General features: G+C 53.0%; 12 protein-coding genes. 5 read left to right on the forward strand and 7 right to left on the reverse strand.

Annotated elements, in window-relative coordinates; genetic code table 11:
• Nucleotides 1-332: 332 nt before the first annotated feature.
• From ABC831_RS25430 to ABC831_RS25450, 5 genes are read right to left on the reverse strand one after another with little or no spacing between them, the layout of a single operon-like run.
• Nucleotides 333-1,799, reverse strand: a complete 1,467-nt coding sequence (locus tag ABC831_RS25430; RefSeq protein ID WP_343250880.1) for an amidohydrolase — start codon at nucleotides 1,797-1,799, stop codon at nucleotides 333-335.
• A gap of 27 nt (nucleotides 1,800-1,826) precedes the next feature.
• Nucleotides 1,827-4,148 (reverse strand): glycoside hydrolase family 3 C-terminal domain-containing protein, encoded by a 2,322-nt coding sequence (locus ABC831_RS25435; RefSeq protein ID WP_343250881.1) that lies wholly within the window; start codon nucleotides 4,146-4,148, stop codon nucleotides 1,827-1,829.
• A 14-nt stretch (nucleotides 4,149-4,162) separates the two neighbouring features.
• Nucleotides 4,163-5,512, reverse strand: coding sequence for an ABC transporter substrate-binding protein (locus ABC831_RS25440; RefSeq protein WP_343250882.1), 1,350 nt, complete (start codon nucleotides 5,510-5,512; stop codon nucleotides 4,163-4,165).
• A gap of 42 nt (nucleotides 5,513-5,554) precedes the next feature.
• On the reverse strand, nucleotides 5,555-6,382 hold the full coding sequence (locus ABC831_RS25445; RefSeq protein ID WP_343250883.1) for a carbohydrate ABC transporter permease: 828 nt from the start codon (nucleotides 6,380-6,382) through the stop codon (nucleotides 5,555-5,557).
• The gene (locus tag ABC831_RS25450; protein ID WP_343250884.1) at nucleotides 6,379-7,260 is read right to left on the reverse strand and encodes a carbohydrate ABC transporter permease; all 882 of its coding nucleotides are present in this window, start codon (nucleotides 7,258-7,260) and stop codon (nucleotides 6,379-6,381) included. The genes ABC831_RS25445 and ABC831_RS25450 overlap by 4 nt, the downstream gene beginning before the upstream one ends.
• Before the next feature lie 344 nt (nucleotides 7,261-7,604).
• Here ABC831_RS25450 and ABC831_RS25455 point away from each other — a divergent pair, with 344 nt between their 5' ends.
• Nucleotides 7,605-8,492 (forward strand): AraC family transcriptional regulator, encoded by an 888-nt coding sequence (locus ABC831_RS25455; protein WP_343250885.1) that lies wholly within the window; start codon nucleotides 7,605-7,607, stop codon nucleotides 8,490-8,492.
• Nucleotides 8,493-8,525: 33 nt separating this feature from the next.
• Here the strand turns inward: ABC831_RS25455 and ABC831_RS25460 are convergent, their stop codons facing one another.
• Entirely contained in the window at nucleotides 8,526-11,054 is a 2,529-nt protein-coding gene (locus tag ABC831_RS25460) for a response regulator (RefSeq protein WP_343250886.1), read from the reverse strand.
• A gap of 26 nt (nucleotides 11,055-11,080) precedes the next feature.
• Entirely contained in the window at nucleotides 11,081-12,358 is a 1,278-nt protein-coding gene (locus ABC831_RS25465; RefSeq protein ID WP_343250887.1) for an ABC transporter substrate-binding protein, read from the reverse strand.
• Nucleotides 12,359-12,763: 405 nt separating this feature from the next.
• Here ABC831_RS25465 and ABC831_RS25470 point away from each other — a divergent pair, with 405 nt between their 5' ends.
• Genes ABC831_RS25470 through ABC831_RS25485 form a run of 4 tightly spaced genes read left to right on the forward strand, consistent with a single transcriptional unit; the run spans nucleotide 12,764 to nucleotide 17,807 of the window.
• Nucleotides 12,764-13,414: a TetR/AcrR family transcriptional regulator gene (locus ABC831_RS25470; protein ID WP_343250888.1), complete on the forward strand. Its 651-nt coding sequence runs from the start codon at nucleotides 12,764-12,766 to the stop codon at nucleotides 13,412-13,414.
• Nucleotides 13,377-14,084, forward strand: coding sequence for an ABC transporter ATP-binding protein (locus ABC831_RS25475; RefSeq protein ID WP_343250889.1), 708 nt, complete (start codon nucleotides 13,377-13,379; stop codon nucleotides 14,082-14,084). The genes ABC831_RS25470 and ABC831_RS25475 overlap by 38 nt, the downstream gene beginning before the upstream one ends.
• Nucleotides 14,078-16,429, forward strand: coding sequence for an ABC transporter permease (locus ABC831_RS25480; RefSeq protein ID WP_343250890.1), 2,352 nt, complete (start codon nucleotides 14,078-14,080; stop codon nucleotides 16,427-16,429). Before ABC831_RS25475 ends, ABC831_RS25480 begins: the two co-directional genes overlap by 7 nt.
• Before the next feature lie 13 nt (nucleotides 16,430-16,442).
• A complete protein-coding gene (locus tag ABC831_RS25485; protein WP_343250891.1) occupies nucleotides 16,443-17,807 on the forward strand; it encodes an efflux RND transporter periplasmic adaptor subunit in 1,365 nt (454 codons plus the stop codon).
• The last annotated feature ends 274 nt before the right edge of the window (nucleotides 17,808-18,081 follow it).

Raw genomic sequence — 18,081 nt, forward strand, 5'->3', positions numbered from 1 at the left:
TTATCCGGTTAAATTCCACTTTAAAGGGTTTGACGCATTTCGTCAAACCCTTTAATACCGAATTTAGTCTTCCGTGTGGAATTTAAGTTTACATGCGGAATTTACTTTTTCACTCAAGCGGATTTTGTACAGGATTTTATAGATATACCGGGAAAAATACTGGATCGGCAGGTTTTGGGGACCGAGAGATACGATAGAACAGAAAATAATCGGTAAGCTGGATTAAGAGACATACGGGTCAGAGACAGGGAAGAAGCGGAAAGCTGAATGCCTTCTTCCCAGTTCTCCGATCCTAACTTGTTCCGTTACGAGAATAGTGTTGATTATGAATTTTATTGAAAGCGCGGAAAGGCACTGCTGCCGGCACGGATGACTCTGCTGCAGACTGCCTCACCCTCAGCGGCCAGACGCTTCTCGTCCACACCGTTCAGGACCCCGTCTTTATAGACGACTTTTCCATTGATCATGGTCATCCATACGGGGCCGGTCTGGCCTACCCGGGCCAGGAGGTTCTTCGGGTCGTGCAGAGCGCCTGCAAGCTCCAGGTTCTCCGTGTCAATCAAAAACAGATCGGCTCCTTTTTCAGGCTCCAGACTTCCCAGATCCGTCCGTCCCAGTGTCTTTGCCCCGTTCACCGTAGCTATTTTCAACATGTCGTAGGCAGATACACAGCCTCCGCGCTTCTTGGCGTGGTAGGCCTGCATCAGATATGCCATACGCAGGGAATCCAGCAGATTGGAACTGTCGTTGGTGGCGGAACCGTCGCAGCCCAGGCTTAACAGTACCCCGGCCCGGTCCATTTCCTGCAGGTTCAGAATCGGGAACCCTCCTAATACAGCGGGCGCCGGACAGTGGGATATACCCGTACCCGTTCCGGCCAGCACCTGATACTCTTCCGGCAGCACTTCCCAGTCATGGGCATACCATACATCCGGTCCGATGAAACCCATTTCCTGACACCAATCCATAGTCCGCTTGCCGTAGCGGGCCAGCATGCCCTCATTTTCACCTTCACCCAGGTGGGTGTGCATACGCACCTTCTTATCCCGTGCCATGCGCACGGTCTCACGGAAGGTTTCCGGACGGCAGTTAAGCGGCTGGCAGGGTGCCATGACGATCTGTCTCATGGAATACGGGCGCGGATCGTGATATTGGCCGATCAGACGGTCACAGTCCTTTAAGAACTCATCGGTGGTTTCCAGCATATTATCGGGGATCGAACTGCCGTCGGTCATGGAAAGGGTGTTGGTTCCCCTTCCGGCGTGATAGCGGATGCCCAGCAGTTCTGCGGCTTCCATCTGCCTGTCTGCCGGCAATTTGCCCGTTTTTTTCGTATAACAGTACTGGTGGTCGAAGGCGCAGGTACAGCCGTGCTTGATCAGATCCGCGAAGGCGGCCAGGGTGGAGTAGTAGATGACTTCGGAATCTATGATCTGGAATATCTGATATATTTTTTCGATCCAGTCCATCACCATCAGGTTGGGATAGTCAATAGCGGTCAGGTTTCTGACAAAAGTCTGAAAGAAATGGTGATGGGTGTTAATCAGCCCGGGATATACGAATTTTCCCCTGGCGTTTATGATCTGCGCGTCCGCCGCACTCCAGTCCTTTGACCTGTTCGGTTCCGCTGCTTCATACTGGTTTTGCTTTTCTGTACTATGCTGGCTCTTTATGTCCAGATTTTTACCTATCCGGAGGATCTTCGGTCCTTCGATCAAGATATCGCAGTCATAGAACACATGATCCGCCGGGTCGCATGTTACGATTGCCGACGCATTTTTTAATAATATTCTGTCCATCGAAATTCCTCCTGTGGAACAATAGGATCAACAATTTTCCAGTGCCTGATTGATCCGGTCGATGAGATCATCGACCATTTCGTAAGTGATCGTGCCGCCGGCCCCCATATCGAGAAAACACCGGACTGGCCAGAATGCCCACAGGAATGATTTTTCTGTCTCCGGAGTGAGCTGTTCCCTTGTGAGCAGCTTTCGTTCCACCAGGAAATCATAAAATATTTTTCTGCCCTGTTCGGAGGAAAGGAGCTCTGCAAACCCACAGTCCTTCCGCAGTCTGCGCACAGGCTTTCGTTCGCTGGTTACCTGAACTTTATGGCTTTCCCGGATGTCCCTGCTGGAAGCTCCGATCTCTATCATAAAGGTATCGGAGTCCACGATCCAGTCTGCAGATTCCGGGTCATAATAGGCAAAGTCCCTCTCAGACAGATCAAAGGAGACGGTTTTTGTCTCTCCCGGTTCCAGGTACACCTTCTCAAAGGCTTTTAATTCCCGGACAGGGCGGGGCAGTTCTGGAGCGGCCTGGGATATGTATAGCTGCACAACTTCTTTGCCGCTGTACGCACCCTGGTTCGTGATATCCACGGTGACCCGGTATGTCCCGGGAACACGGTAATCATCGCCGGCCTTCAGGCCGGAATAGTGGAAATTGGTGTAGGACAGCCCGTAACCGAAAGGATAGCGGGGCGTCACATTTTTTTTGTCATAATACCGGTAACCGACGTAGATCCCTTCATTATAAGCCAGGTCAAACGTATTGCCTGGAAACTCCAGATAGGCGGGGGTGTCGCAGAGCCGGAAGGGAATGGTGGCAGAGAGGCGGCCGGAGGGATTACTTTTTCCGAACAGGATATCCGCTGCGGCCTGTCCCATGCCTTCGCCGCTGTACCATACGTCCAGTATCGCTTTAACTTCTGCCTCCCAGGGGATCTCGCATACATCCCCGTTTGCCAGGATTACCACCGTATTCTCATTGGCCTTGGATACCGCATGGATTAACGCCTCGTGCCCTTCCTGGATCGCCATGCTCTTTCGGTTATAGTCGTCATCCTCCTCGGGGAGGAAGGAACCGGCGAATACCAGCACCAGGTCAGCTTCCCGCGCTGCAAGTTCCGCTTTTGCCAGTTGGTCCCGGTCGATGCTGCCATCCGCGCTGTAACCGGGAATATAGGTGACATCCATGTTCATCATAGCGGCATATTGTCTTATGGCTGTCAGGGGAATATCCACCTCCCTGGCGCGGACGATGGCGCAGCCGGTACCCTGGTACAGCGGCTGCTCCGCCAGCAGACCCACTACGGCCAGCTTCTTAGCCGATCCGGGCAGGATAGGCAGCACCCGGTCATTTTTTAAAAGCACCATGCTCTCCGCTGCAGCTTCCCGGGCCAGCTGATGATGCCGTGGGAAGTCCGCTTCGGTGTCTGTACCGGCAGGGGCGGATTCGGTCAGGCGCTGTACCAGCTTCAGGATATTGCGGACCCGCTCATCTAACAGCGCCTCATCGAGACGGCCGCTTTGCACCGCTTCCTCCAGATATTTGGCGGAGGCCGGGCTTAAGGGCATCTGCAGGTCGATGCCGCCTCTGGACGCCTCGACGGAATCTTTGACGGCGCCCCAATCACAGATGACACAGCCGTCGAATCCCCACTCCTTTTTCAGAATGTCGCGGACATAGCGGTTATCGCCGCTGCATTCCTGCCCGTTGATCTGATTATAGGCGGACATGACGCAGGTGGGGTCCGCTTGTTTTACCACCCGCTCATAAGGGGCCAGATAGATTTCGCGCAGAGCCCGTTCCTCCACCTTTACATTGACCCGGGTCCTGCGGGTGTCGGAGTTATGGCAGGCGAAGTGCTTCATGCAGGTGCCCACGCCCCGGCTCTGTACGCCCTCTACCAGGGCGGCCGCCAGATCTCCGGCCAGACAGGGATCTTCGGAATAGTATTCGAAGTTCCGGGCTGTCAGAGGATGCCGGCGGATATTGATACCCGGTCCCAGCAGCAGCTGAATGCCGATGCTTTGGCATTCAGCGGCAATGGCCCGGCCGACCCGGCGGATCAGGTCTTTGTTCCAGGAACAGGCGATGGCCGAGCCGGAGGGAAATGCCGTGGCCTCGCAGGTATGATTCAGCGCCTTCTCGTCGTCAAAACGGCCGCTCAAACTGTCATAAAAGGTGGAGGGCCCAGGATCATCGGAGCCGGTCTGGAACCGCACTCCGCTGGTTCCGTCACTCATCAGGATGGACGGCACCCCCAGGTGGGGGTAGTCCCGTGTTCTCCAGGAATTTTTACCGGTGCAGAGCATTACCTTCTCATGAAGGGTCATTTTTTTAATAATATCCTCAATATTCACAAAGAAACCTCCGTTTACTCCGTCTTTAAGTTATCCCAGCCGTTCTGAAGCTCACGGGTGAAAGCAGCCCCGTCGATGTTGCCGGCCACCAGCTTCTGTACGGCTTCCCCGGCTGCCTGGGCGAATCCGTCCGGATAGTAGGAGTGGTACATGCCGTACACTTTGCCCTGGCTGATGTAGGAAGAGAGATCGGTTCCCAGTTCGCCGATGCTGTCAGGGTCCGCTTCAAAGGACTGGAAGGCAGGTATCATCTGCAGGTCCGTGGTCATACATTTCTGTCCCTCCGGGGTGGTGGAAAGCCAGGTAAAGAATTCTTTGATCTCGTCTTTTGCTTCAGAATCCTTGTTGATGCCCCAGTATCCGGTTACTCCGGCAAAGAGCATGTCATTGGATTCCTTGTCGTCGTCGATGGGGAAAGGCATTAAGCCTGCGGACAGATCCCCTCCGGCTTCGTCCAGCGTGGGCTGGTTCCAGTTACCGCCCAGGGTTATGGCTACTTCCTGGTTGCTGAACTGGGAAGTCTGTGTGTTAAAGTCCGTATTCATCGGGTTGGTGCACTTGGATACATCGTAGAGCAGATAATCCGCCAGCGTCAGGAATTCGGGGTTATCCACGAAGGTGGTGCTGCCGTCGTTTAAGCCCTGGAGAAAAGCCATGGGATCTTCCTGCCTCGCCATACCGACATTTACCATAAAATTCCCTGCCTGGTACCAGTCCATATAGGGTTCGGTAATAGGAGAGATACCGGCTGCTTCCAGCTTAGCCACGGCGTCCTTCATTTCAGATAAGGTGGTGGGCACACCGGTGATTCCTGCCTTTTCAAACAGTTTCTTGTTATACATATAACCATATCCCTCGACGGATACAGGAAGTCCGTATACGCCGCCGTCGATGGTGATATCCTGCTTGGCCAGGTCGATCATATCCGCCACCCAGGGCTGGTCGCTTAAATCCTCCAGATGGGACTGCCACAGTTTCGCGTCAGCGTTACCTACGATGGTAAACACGTCCGGAGCCTGTCCGCCGGTAAATTTGGTCTTTAACGAGGTAAAATAGTTATCCGCCTCGGATTCCACCACGAATTCCACCTCCGGATGCAGTTCGGAATACTGCTTGCATACATTTTTTAATGCCTCGTCGATCTGTATCTTTAATTGGTAAATGTAGATCGTCTTTTTCTTTGCATTTCCTGCGTCGGCCGTGTCGGTCCCCTTATTCTCAGCGGCTGTACCGGCATCTGAAGCGGGTGCCGGGGTATTTTCCGGGGCAGCCTCTTTCGAACCGGTCGTGACTCCGCAGCCAAACAGACCCAGGGCCATCACTCCTGACAACAGCAGCGCCAAAATTCTTTTTCTCTCTTTCATATACGTTTCCTCCTTCTGTGACAACGGTTTTGGTTTCTATATTTATCCTTTTACAGCTCCGGCCATGATACCGCCGACGATTTTTTTCTGTAACAGGACGAATACCACTAATATGGGGACGATGGAGATCACCAGCGCAGGAAGCGCCAGATCCCACTGGCTGGAATACTGGCTGAACAACTTCTTGATCGCCAGCTGGATCGTGCTTAACTGGCTGCTGTCCAGCAGAATCAGCGGCACGATAAAGTCGTTCCAGATCCAGAAGATATCCATCACGAATATGGTTACCATGGTGGGCTGCAGCAGGGGCAGAATGATCTGCCAGAAGATACGCACCGGGCCGCAGCCGTCCACTCTGGCCGCCTCCTCAAGCTCATAAGGAAGAGCTTTTACCGCTCCCTGTGTCATAAAGAAGGCGAAGGCCAGCCCGATCCCCCAGTAGGTGACGATGGCGCCGGCCAGGGAATTGTTCAGGCGGAATACCCGCATCACCTGCACCAGGGGGATCATCAGGGACGCGAAAGGGATTAGCATGGACAGGACCAGCAGTTTGGATAATATGCGGGAATATACGGTGGGATGACGTTCTGACCAGTATGCGCTCATAGCGCTCAGCAGTACGATCCCGGTTACAGAGAGGACAGTTACCACGGAGGTATTTAACATGACCCTGGGGATCTCTACCGTTTTCCAGGCATTGATATAATTCTCCAGATGCAGGATATCGGGAATCTCAAGGGGCCTTGCGATGATGTCGCCCAGCGGCTTAAAGGAGTTCATCACCACCACGAACAGAGGATAGAGGAACACAAGGACCGCCAGGATCATGACAAAGAACAGGAGGACAGATCCGATTTTACCTTTTTTCATTGGTACTCCCTCTCTTTCTTACCGGTAAAGTACATCTGGATGCCGGTTATGACCATGATGATTACGAAGAACACTAAAGACTCGGCAGTGGCTAACCCGTATTTATTGTTGGCAAAGGCGTCGTTGTAAATATACAGGGCCATGGAATTCGTCGATCCATAGGGACCGCCCTTGGTCAGTGAGTAATTCAGCTCGAACATCTTAAAGGCGTTGGAGATCGTCCAGAACAGGCATACGGTTATGTAGGGCATACACAGGGGCAGCTTTACTTTGAAAAAAGTGCGCACGGACGACGCGCCGTCGATCCGGGCAGATTCGATCAGGTCAGAAGGGACCCCCATCAGAGCCGCGGTCATGATCACCATCACATAGCCCACATTCTGCCAGACGCTGACGATCACCAGCCCCAGAAAAGCGGTGGACTCGGTACCCAGCCACTGCTGGTCAAAAAAGCCGGACTGAAGAAGTTTACCGATGGCAGGAAAACCGGTGACGAAGATGAACTGCCATACGAAACCCAGAATCAGGCCTCCGATCGTATTTGGCAGATAAAAGGCTACACGGAACAGTCCTTTTCCGCGGATGGCCGACGTAAGCGCTACCGCCAGCAGCGTTCCCAACACGTTGATCAGGATGACATTTACCGCCGAGATCTTCAGTGTAAACCAGAAAGAACCGAGAAAATCAGATTTCCCGGAGAAGATTCTCGCGAAGTTATCCAAACCGATAAACTTAATATCGTTGGCTACGCCGTTCCAGTCCGTAAACGAATAGAGGACACTGATCACAAACGGAACGACTACCGCCAGTGCAAAGGCCGCGGATGCCGGCCCCAGGAACAGCGCATGGCGCCAAAATCCCATTTTCTGCTTTTTCACAGATAACTTACCTCCTTTGAAACTCCTTCCCACATATTTTCATTTTCGAAAGGCCGCCATATCCGTAATAACTTTTCTATTACATCATGACAGCCTCTTTGCCTCGGTATGCGGGTATATTCTTGTCTTTAATGATTTCATTATAGTACCACTTCGGGGGAGTTTCAGTTCGATTGTTAGCGAAAAATATACAAAAAATTGATATTTATTGACGTAATATTGACAATTTTATCGGAATTTACCATAATGGAGATAGAAAACGAAGATTGAAAAATCATGAAATGACGAAGAGAATGGAAGAAAAAGCGGAAAAGCTCCGGTAACGGCAAAGAAGGAGGCTGCCCATGGAATATCCCCACGAGACCATCAAGGTTCCGGAAAAGTTTCTCGCCTGGGTGTATCTGCACTCAGAGAACCATATCATGCAGGTGGATAAGCACTGGCACCGAAGCCTGGAGCTGACCTATGTACTGAAAGGGGACTGGCTCTTTGACGTGGGCGGCCGCCGGTCTGTGGCGAAGGTAGGCGACCTGGTCCTGATCAACGGAGGAGAAGTCCACGGCTGCTGTATGAAAGGTTCCAGTCCGGCGGAAGCGATCACCATTATTTTTCCGGTGGCTTTTCTAAAACAGATCTATCCCGCCTATGAGGATATCTGTTTTGTGCTGGAACAGGAGAAGGCCGGATATACTCAGTTAGGCCGGATCTTCGAGGGCATCTATCCCGTGTTCAAGGACCGGAAAACGAATCCCCATTATCAGCTGAAGCTGAACAGCAGCTTCTATGAGATCCTCTATATTCTTCTGACCGAGTTCAGGAGGGAGAAGGAGGTGCCCACCGCCATCAAAACCCAGAAGTACATGGAACGCTGCCAGAATATCATCGCCTATATCGATACGCATTACCGGGAGCCCATTTCCCTGGATACCCTGTCCCGTGATTACGGAATCTCCAAAGAGCATCTGTCCCGGACCTTTAAAGAGTGTCTGGGCACCACATTTAAAAAATATCTGACCAGCATCCGCATGCACCACGCTTACCAGGATCTCACGGACAGTGATTTTTCCATCCTGCAGATCGCTCTGGACAACGGTTTCTCCGACAGCAGGTCTTTCACCAGGGCTTTCCAGTATTTTTACGGACAGCCGCCCCAAAAATACCGAAAATCCCTGGCCGGCCCCAGCATATCCCATGAGAAAAATCCGTATCTGCGGACGCATGGGTACTTGTAAGCGGCGATTCTTTGATCCTTTTTATATAACATTCTATAAGGGCTTCAGAAATCGCTGGATCTCCCGCATCATCGCCGGGATATCCAGCGGCTTGGCCAGATGGCTGTTCATTCCTGCATGTAAGGCCGCCTCGATATCCTCCGCGAATGCATCCGCGGTCATAGCCAGAATCGGGATGGTACCGGCATCCGCACGGTCCAGGCTCCGAATCCGCTGTGTGGCTTCATAACCGTTCATGACAGGCATCTGCACGTCCATCAGTATCAGGTCATAATACCCAGGAGTTGACTTTTCAAATGACTCCACACAGGCCAGACCATTGGGCACCACATCCATTCGGGCGCCCATGCCTTCCAGTAATTCCTGGGCGATCTCCTGGTTCAGGATATTGTCCTCCGCCAGAAGAATGCGTCTGCCGTTCAGATCCTGGGAAATAATTCCGCTTTCCTGCGGCTGCCCGCCGTGCAGGATATTTTGGCGGATACAGCGGCAGAGAGCGGTTTTCAGAAATGGCTTCTGAAGAAAGGCATTCACTCCGGCGTCTGCCGCTTCTTTCTCCATAGCGGCAGAATCATAGGCGGAGACGATGAGTACGGGCTTCGCCAGACCGGTTCGTTCCCGGATAGCCCGGGCCGTCTCGATGACACTTAGATCCGGGAGTTCCGAGTCCAGCAGAACCAGAGCGTAATCTTCCCTGCGGGTATGGGCGTCCTCTGCTTTGCGCACAGCGGCCTGCCCTGACTCTACAATGTCCGGGCAGATCCCCAAAGCCTGCAGATAAGCTCCGGCGCAACGCCTTCCGTCGGAATCGCTGTCCGCCAAAAGAACGCGGATGTCAGGCAGCGTCAGGTCTTCCGGCAGAGGACCGACAGGAAGGAGCAGGTCCAGATCAATGGTAAATACAGAACCTTCTCCCGGCCGGCTGGCTACGTTGATGGTTCCCTCCATCATGTCCACGATCATTTTGACAATGGACATTCCCAGGCCGGTACCTTCGGTCTGATGTACCCGGTCATCCTGCTCCCTGGAGAAGGAATCAAAGATGTGCTGGAGAAATTCCGGCTTCATTCCGATACCGGTATCTGCCACACGGATGGTCAGATGGGCGCTGTTTTCCCTGGCGGAAGGGCTTTCTGTAATATCTGCACGGATCGTGCCGCCATCCGGAGTGAATTTGACCGCGTTGGAGAGCAGGTTGATGATGACCTGGTTCAGGCGCAGCGGATCAAAATAAAGTACTTCGTGTGTAATGTCATGTAAATAGATGTGGAAGTGCTGGTTTTTTTGCGCAGCCGTCGGCTGTATGATTTTTACAAGGTTCGTGAACAGCGTTTCCAATGATGTATCCACGTTTTGCAGTTTCATTTTACCGCTTTCGATTTTGGACATATCCAGCACATCATTGATCAGCCCCACCAGCAGCTGCCCTGAGAGTTCAATGTTTTTCAGATATTCCCTGACTTTGTCCGGCTCTGCGGCATGATTGGACGCCAATTGGGTCATACCGATTATGGCGTTCATGGGAGTCCGGATATCATGGGACATATTGGAGAGAAAACGGCTTTTGGCAATGTTCGCGCTCTCCGCGGCCCGGCGTGCATGTTCCTCCGCCTGAAGTATCTGCTGGGAGGAATTGCGGTGGACCAGGTAAAAGGCAGCCATTATAAGGCCGCTGGCCAGTATCAGAATCAGAAATACCTGGGAATTCCGGACGATATTATGAGTCTGTTCCATGATGACACGGTTGGGGACGATGGATACCAGATACCATCCCGGCACCTTTTCCATAGGCACATAACAGAATACATAATCCTCTTCCTGATAGTTAAAACGGGCAACCCCCTTTTTCCCCTGTTCCAATGCGGTCCGGAACGACTGGATTTCATCCGGGTCATTGCCCTGCAGATCGATGATATCATACAGGTTCTGAAAGGTGCGGTTGCTGTTGCGGTGCAGAGAACGGATCTCTATATCACCCTTTGGGTTGACAACATAGGAGAATCCGGTATCGTCGTAGAAAGACAGGGAGAACCGCTCCGCGATCTCAGAGAGAGGCAGCGATTTTTGTATGAGCCCCTCTGCTCCATCCCGAAAGTGAAACCTCTCATAATATCCAAACGTCCACACGCCGGTACGGCCGTCCAGATAGGGTTCCCGGATTCCGCTGCCCTGCAGGGACGAAAAGACCTCAACCTGTTCCGGCTCCAATTCCCGCGCCTCCTCAAGCAAAGCGGTGTAGAGCGTACCGGTATCCAGGTTGATACAAATATAGGAGGATTCCGAATCACCGGACAGAGGCCGCAGCTCGTCCAGAATCGCCTTATCCGCGCTGGAATCTTCCCCGGACAGATCCGTGGCCAGCCAGTGCAGCATCTCCATATCTTTTTCGATGTATGTATCCAGCGCATGACGTCCCTGAGTTGTCACTTCCAGTACATCAGTCACAGATTTGAGCCATAGGGAGTGCTGTACACTCATGAGATAGTAGGCACTGCCGGCAAGCACTAGTGACACAGACAGGATTACAAGGAGAAGCGTTTTCCATTTGTGTTTTATTTTCATAATTGGTCCCTCCAGCCTCATCCGTTCTATTCTGTCAGCAGTCTGCCCATGCGGGATACAGCCGTATCCGCATCGTCACCGTCCAGCATACCCTCTATGCATTCCCGGGACAGATCCCAGATTGGAAACAGCAGGTTATCATCCGAACCGATCACACTGCGGCCGTTGGTCAGGTACGGGCCGATGGGCTGGATCGCTTTGTCCTGCGCCAGCCGGTTCTCCTGCAGAGGGCTGAAGGAACTCTGGCTGTCGACAAATTCCCACATGACATCGTTCTGGGTCAGGTATTCCACGAATCGTTTGGCTTCTTCCGGATAGGGGGTGTCGGCATTGATGCCGATACGGGTGTCCATATTGATCACCAGCACGCTTCCGTCATCCAGGATGGGATAGGGATAGACTTCAAATTCAAAACCAGGCTCCAGTTCCCGCAGCCGGGGAACGGCCCAAGCGCCGGTTAACATGAATGGATGCTCCCCTTTGGAAAAAGTAATCAGATCATCTTTTGTCTTTGCCGTGTGCTTTGCCTCTTCCCGATCGACCCATTGACGCGTTAGCATCCGCTCCACGAGTTGGAAGCCGGGGCAAAGAGCTTCTGCCAGATCAGCCGGGTTGTCATTGAAACGCGCGATCTCACCGGATGGATCATCCGAATGATAATAGGGGGACAGAGATTTTGCCAGGGCTATCGTTTTAAGAGAGATATCGTTATTAGCTACGATCGGCGTGATACCTTCCGCTGCGTAATAGTCACATACTTTTTCAAATTCCGCCAGATTATCCGGAACCGCCTGCCCGTGCTCCTTCAGAAGATCCAGATTACAGTACAGGCCGAAGGCGGAGATGGAGGTGGGAAGATAATAAATACCATCGAGGGCGGACATCTGGTTTTTGGCTAATTCGCTGAAATTCTCCAGTGTGGACAGGCCGGAAAGATCCGTCAGTTTTCCCTGGCGGCTCAGCTCCAGTACCCTGGCATGATCCAGCATAATGACGTCATCCCCGTTTCCGGTTGCCATCCTTTTCTCGAGAATATCAAAATACTGGGGGCTTTTAATGCCGTCATAGGAGATAGAGATATCCGGATATTTGTCCATGAAACCATGCAGGGAGTTTTCGATGGCCATGACATTGAGAGCCTCATATTTGAACCCAAAAAAAGTCAAGGGGACCTGTGATTCCGTGTCTTCCTGACTAAATTCAAATATAATATTCTGGTTCTGCCCCGATGCGCATCCTGTGAGCATGCCGGACACCAGTATGATTATTTGGATAAATAGAATAAAATGCGTATGTTTTTTCATTGCCCCCGGCCTCTTTTTATTTATAAGCAGTTTGCTGCTGTTCTGCATACAGCGGGATGGAATACGTGTGGATAATCCCGTTTGTTTTTTATTGTAACATGGGGAATCCGGCAAAACAAGAAAATTTGTTGTATATGTGAACAAGTAACTGCGTGGAGAAAAGGGCCTGTCCCCGGATGTTGACTGGAATGGTCCATCCTTCTCGGGAAGCACTCGCTTTATTTCCCTGGATAAGCCAACATCCGGGGACAGGCCCCTTTCTCTACGCAGTTACTTGAAAATTTAGCTTTCCTACCGAAAGGTGCCAGTCCCCTCCCAATTTGCTATTGCTATTTTCGGGATATCGTACTATACTGATAAAAACGATATGACAACCCTGTCATATCAAAAAGGAGATGATCTTTCTTGCCCACATCCACGTTCGAAAATCTCTCTTCGCAGAAGAAAGAACGTATTATAGAAGCCGCCATCGACGAGTTTGCCAGGTACCGATACTCAGACGCGTCCATCAATAGGATCGTGAAAGCGGCGGGAATTCCCCGGGGGAGCTTTTATCAGTATTTTTCGGGGAAAGAGGACCTCTACATGCTGATCATTAATAAGATCGGCCATGAGAAGCTGGAAATATTTTCAAAGTATCCGAAACCCCCTGGGGATGTCACATTTTTCGAGGCTGCGCTGGCCTCCATACCGGCCATACTGGAATGGATCGAGCAGTGTCCCAGGTACAATCAGATCGGAATGCTGATGGCCCAGGATGATAGTGAGTTCATCCGGCGTATCGTGGGACAGATGGGGCAGTCCCAGAGCGAGGTGCTTGAGTATCTTCAGCAGGACCAGCAAAAAGGGCTGGTGCGCAAAGACGTGGATCTGAACCTGGTGATCGAAATGATCCTGCCCATGGCCACTTCACTGCTCCAGGAATACTACAGCAAGGGCGGACAGGAAGAGGCTCTCAATAAAATAACACAGGTCTTTGAAATTCTGACATACGGAATTGCAGAAAAGGGGGTGCAGCATGCCGGAAACCATACTTCGGGGGGAAACCCTCAGTAAAACCTACGGAGGAGCCGGAGTCGAGGTGAATGCCCTGGCGGACGCGACCTTTGACATCGCCCAGGGTGAGTTTATCGTAGTACTCGGGCCGTCCGGCTCTGGAAAAAGCACACTGCTCAATATGCTGGGCGGGATGGACAGGCCCAGCAGCGGACAGATCTGGTACCGGGACAGGGAGCTTACCCGGTTAAACGATGTGCAGCTGGCGGAATACCGGAAAGACACCGTAGGCTTTGTGTTCCAGTTTTTTAACCTGATCCCGTCCCTGACCGCAAGGGAAAATGTGGCGCTTGCCGCCAGTATCGTCCCCTCCCCTATGAGTCCCGACGAAGCCCTCTCGATGGTGGGGCTTAAGGAGCGGAGCAAGCATTTCCCATCCCAGCTTTCCGGCGGGGAACAGCAGCGGGTATCCATCGCCAGGGCGGTAGTGAAGAATCCCGGCCTGCTGCTGTGCGATGAGCCTACCGGCGCTCTGGACAGCAAAAACAGTATCGCCGTGGTGAATCTGCTGCTGGAAGTCCGGAAACGCCTGGGCTGCGCGGTGGTCACGATCACTCATAACGCGGGCATGGCCCAGGTGGCCGACCGGGTGTTCTATATGCGGGACGGACACATCGAGCGGGTGGAAACGAACCCGGCTCCCGTATCCGCGGAGGAAATGACATGGTAGGATATCTGCTGCGGAAGATGCTTCGGGATATGCGTAAAGGTGCCGCCTCCTATCTTGTTGCAGCGGTTATTGTGATGACAGGGTTTGCCGGATACTCGGTGCTGTCGATCGCTGCGGATCAGTTGGCAGATTCCAAGGAATATTTTTTTGAAAAGACCAATTTCTGCGACGCGTTTGCGGAAGTGCAGGAGGCTCCGGCTTCGGCAGTGAAGGAACTGGAGCGCATCGACGGAATCAGCAAGGCCGAAGCCCGGCTGGTGAAGACAGCCAGGGTGGCAGGTCTGCCGGCTCAAGTGGATCTGAAACTTATCTCCATCCAAGAGGATGGCTATAACCTGCCTCTTCTTTCACAGGGAATGATGCCCCAGGCGGGAGAGCGGCAGATCATCCCGGGAGACGGCTTCCGTAAAGCATGGGATCTGTCTTTGGGGGATTCCCTGAAACTATCTGTGGAGGGCAGGGAAACCACATTTACCATTGTGGGCAGCGGTATATCGCCGGAGAATATCTATCTGGTGAAAAATATCAACGAACTGCTGCCTACGCCGGACACTTATGATGCCGCTTTTATGGATTACGGCGTGATGGCCAGATTATATGGAATGCAGGGACGGGCCAATAATTTTGTGCTGACCCTCCGTCCGGACGCGGACTGGACACAGGTACAAAAGGATGTGGAAGAAACCCTGAAGCCCTACGGCTGTTATCGGGTCTACGAAAATAAAGAGGAACTGTCTGTCTCAGTTCTGGAGATGGAACTGGAGCAGCTGAAAAAAGCTACTGGTGCCATCCCATTCCTGTTTCTGATGGTTTCGTCGATCATCCTGTACATAACGCTGCACCGTCTGATCGAACAGCAGAGGACCCAGATCGGCACACTGATGGCTCTGGGTATTCCAGCCCGGTCCATCGCCTGGCACTATACCGCGTATGGGGCGGCGGTGGGACTGGCCGGAGGATTGTTCGGCGGGATCTGCGGGAGTATGGCTGCGGGACCGATGGCTGATTTTTACCGGGTTTACTTCAGTCTGCCGAAAGTGTCATCGCCGATATCGCCGCGCTATATGGTGATAGGGATAATTGCAGCCACGCTCTTTTGTGCGTTTGTGGGAGGTCTGTCCGTGAAATCGGCAACCAGGCTGGTGCCGGCCGAGGCGCTGCGCCCCGCCCCGCCGAAGAATGCACGGCAGCTGTTTCTGGAGAGAATCCCGGGGTTTACCGGACTGTTCACAGTGCCGGGAACTATGGCGGTGCGCAGTATAGCGCGCAATCCCAGACGGTCGGCGCTCTCACTGTTCGGGATCGCCTGCGCCTATATGATCACGGCGACTCTGGTCTCCATGAACTCGCTGTTTGACGTCTTTTTGTTCGATTATCTGGAAAAGAATCAGCAGCAGGATATAACCGTATCCTTCAGTGCCCCGGTAGCTGCCGGTGACGCGCGGCGGGCGGTGCGCAGTCCAGGTATCGAGCGGATCGAGGGAATCGTGGAAGTACCGGTGGTCCTTCGGGGCATAGGAGATGAGATCGACTCCGTGATCCAGGGGATTCCGGAAGATTCCGAGCTGTGCCGGCTCTACGGTGAGGACGGGCGGGAGGTCCGGGTACAGCCCGAAGGACTGGTCTTGTCGGTACATATGGCCGGCCGGCTGGGGGTATCCTCCGGCGACTTGCTGGAAGTGGAGGTATCTTATCCGGAAAAACGCGTAAGCCTGGTACCGGTAACCGCCGTGTTTGCCCAATATCTGGGCAGCAATGCCTATATGTCTCTGGACGCAGTCGGCCAGATCAGTGAATACAGGGATGCATATACATCCATGTTAATCAAGGCGCCGGAGCCGGTGCGCCAGGATTTGCTGAACCAGCTTAATGACGCCGCTGCAGTGACCACGGTTCAGAACCGGCAGCAGCGGGTTGACCAATACCGGGGAATGATGGGGAACTTAACTGGTATCATGGGAATCATGGCATTCATGGGGGTTCTGGTGGGCCTGGCGGTTATCTATACCAGCTCTTTGATCAGCTTCGAGGAGCTTAAAAGGGAGCTAGCCACTTTGCGGATGCTGGGCCTGTCTGACCGGCAGTGCCTGGATACCGTATCGGTCAGCCAATGGCTGCTCACATTGGGCGGAGTGATACTGGGGATACCGATGACCATGGGGGCCAGCAGGCTGATTTCCAGCACAATGGCGCTGGAGCTGTTCTCGATTCCGGATTTCGTGGACGGCGCCTCCTTAGTGGTATCGGTGGGACTTATCTTCCTGGCAGTGGCCATGAGTAACCGGGCTATTTTAAAGAAAATGAAAAAAATCACGCCGGTGGAACTTCTGCGTGAACGAGAATAACGGGGGATTCATCATGAAAAAAAGATATAAAATATTGCTTGCTATCGTTCTGATCGTGGCCTGTGCCGGCGCCGGCGCATTCTATCTGCTGCAGCCTCTGACGGTGAAGGCGGAAGATCCCGTACGCGGCCCCCTTGCGCAGAACGTTACGGAGCAGGGACATCTGGTGCCCGGACACAGCGTCACCATCAATGCGAACATGACAGGAACGGTTAAGACAGTCCCTGTGAAAGCGGGGCGGAAAGTACAGGAAGGGGAGACTCTGCTGGAGATCGACACGGAGGTGGTGAAAAAGGAGCTTCAGAATCAGATCGATTCCCTGAAGCTTCAGCAGTCGGCCATTTACTCCGAGAATAAGAATGCGAAAGCGGAGATATCCGTAAGACGCACCCAGTTAGAGCAGCAGCTCTCGGCCGCCAGGCAGCAGTATGACAGTCTGTTCGGGGAAGGGGGAACAGCGGAAGCGCAGCTCTCGATCGCCCGGATTAACTATGAGCAGGCAGTCCAGTCCTATGAAAACGCCCGTGATTATTACAAGGATATGCCGGGCAGTTATACGCCGGGAGAAGGGGAAGTGCAGGCACTGCAAAGCCAGATGAACGCGGCTGAGGAGCAGCTAATCATTGCACAGAACAACAGCTCGGATACCACCCGGGCTTATTATGAAGAGACCATCGCCTCCTGCGAGGAACAGTTAAAAGCCCTGGGCAAGAGCGGTTCCAATACGGACAACAGTTCCTATGCGGCGGCCCAGCAGCTTCAGATTACCATTGACGATCTGGAAGAAAAGATGGAGCGGGGGCCGGTTACCGCCCCTGAGACGGGAGTGCTGTGGAATCTGCTGGCGGATGAGGGCAGTTTCGTCACAGAGAACCAGCCGGTGGCAGTGATCTATGACGAAGAGGGGATGCTGATCCAGGTTTCCCTGCTGGCTGAGGACGCGTTGGCCCTGAAGGCGGGGGATACCGCGCAGTGTACCCTTGCGGATGGGACTGCGTTTGAGGCGTCTGTGGATTTTATTTCCCCTGTCGCGGTTGATATGGTATCTACGGTCGGATTGACAGAAAACCGCTGTACGGTGGAATTGTCCGCGGAGAATCTTCCGGACGGTATCGGGGCTGGATACGAAGTGGATGTCACGTTCACCTTTACCGCAGCCGAAGACGTCCTGTCCATACCAGTCGGATGCCTGATCCCCGATGGGACGGGCAGCGCTGTATATGTGGTCCGGAAGAATAAGGCGGTATTAGTACCGGTGGAGACCGGCGCCCAGAGCGCCGGACGGGTGGAGATCCGGTCCGGGCTGGAAGAGGGGGAGACAGTGATCACGAATCCTTATGACAGTAAAGTGAAAGACGGCAGCAGGGTCGCGTACTGAGAGGGGACTGGCTTTATGGGAGGGGACTGGCTCATTCCGGCCGGCGGCTGACCCATAGGACAAAGAAAAGCGAGGAAGGTGCCTGTCCCCGGATGTTGAGTCTGCTTGGGGAAAAATGAGGCGGCTTCCCCGGATTTGGGACTATTTCAGTCGTTATCCGGGGACAGGCCCCATAGGCGCGAACTTAAGCAAAAAGTCTAGGAAAAATAAAATAAAAAATAAATTCACCCTGCCTCCTCATTTTGTTGTAAAATAGTTTTGCGAAACAAATACA

The sequence above is a fragment of the Diplocloster hominis genome, from assembly GCF_032380655.1.
GTDB lineage: Bacteria > Bacillota > Clostridia > Lachnospirales > Lachnospiraceae > Diplocloster > Diplocloster hominis.

Excerpts from the sequence above, each read along its gene's own strand:
- ABC831_RS25480 (WP_343250890.1), top strand. The coding sequence starts at position 14,078 with ATGGTAGGATATCTGCTGCGGAAGATGCTTCGGGATATGCGTAAAGGT.
- ABC831_RS25485 (WP_343250891.1), top strand. The coding sequence starts at position 16,443 with ATGAAAAAAAGATATAAAATATTGCTTGCTATCGTTCTGATCGTGGCC.
- ABC831_RS25445 (WP_343250883.1), bottom strand. The coding sequence starts at position 6,382 with ATGAAAAAAGGTAAAATCGGATCTGTCCTCCTGTTCTTTGTCATGATC.
- ABC831_RS25460 (WP_343250886.1), bottom strand. The coding sequence starts at position 11,054 with ATGAAAATAAAACACAAATGGAAAACGCTTCTCCTTGTAATCCTGTCT.
- ABC831_RS25455 (WP_343250885.1), top strand. The coding sequence starts at position 7,605 with ATGGAATATCCCCACGAGACCATCAAGGTTCCGGAAAAGTTTCTCGCC.
- ABC831_RS25440 (WP_343250882.1), bottom strand. The coding sequence starts at position 5,512 with ATGAAAGAGAGAAAAAGAATTTTGGCGCTGCTGTTGTCAGGAGTGATG.
- ABC831_RS25465 (WP_343250887.1), bottom strand. The coding sequence starts at position 12,358 with ATGAAAAAACATACGCATTTTATTCTATTTATCCAAATAATCATACTG.
- ABC831_RS25430 (WP_343250880.1), bottom strand. The coding sequence starts at position 1,799 with ATGGACAGAATATTATTAAAAAATGCGTCGGCAATCGTAACATGCGAC.
- ABC831_RS25475 (WP_343250889.1), top strand. The coding sequence starts at position 13,377 with ATGCCGGAAACCATACTTCGGGGGGAAACCCTCAGTAAAACCTACGGA.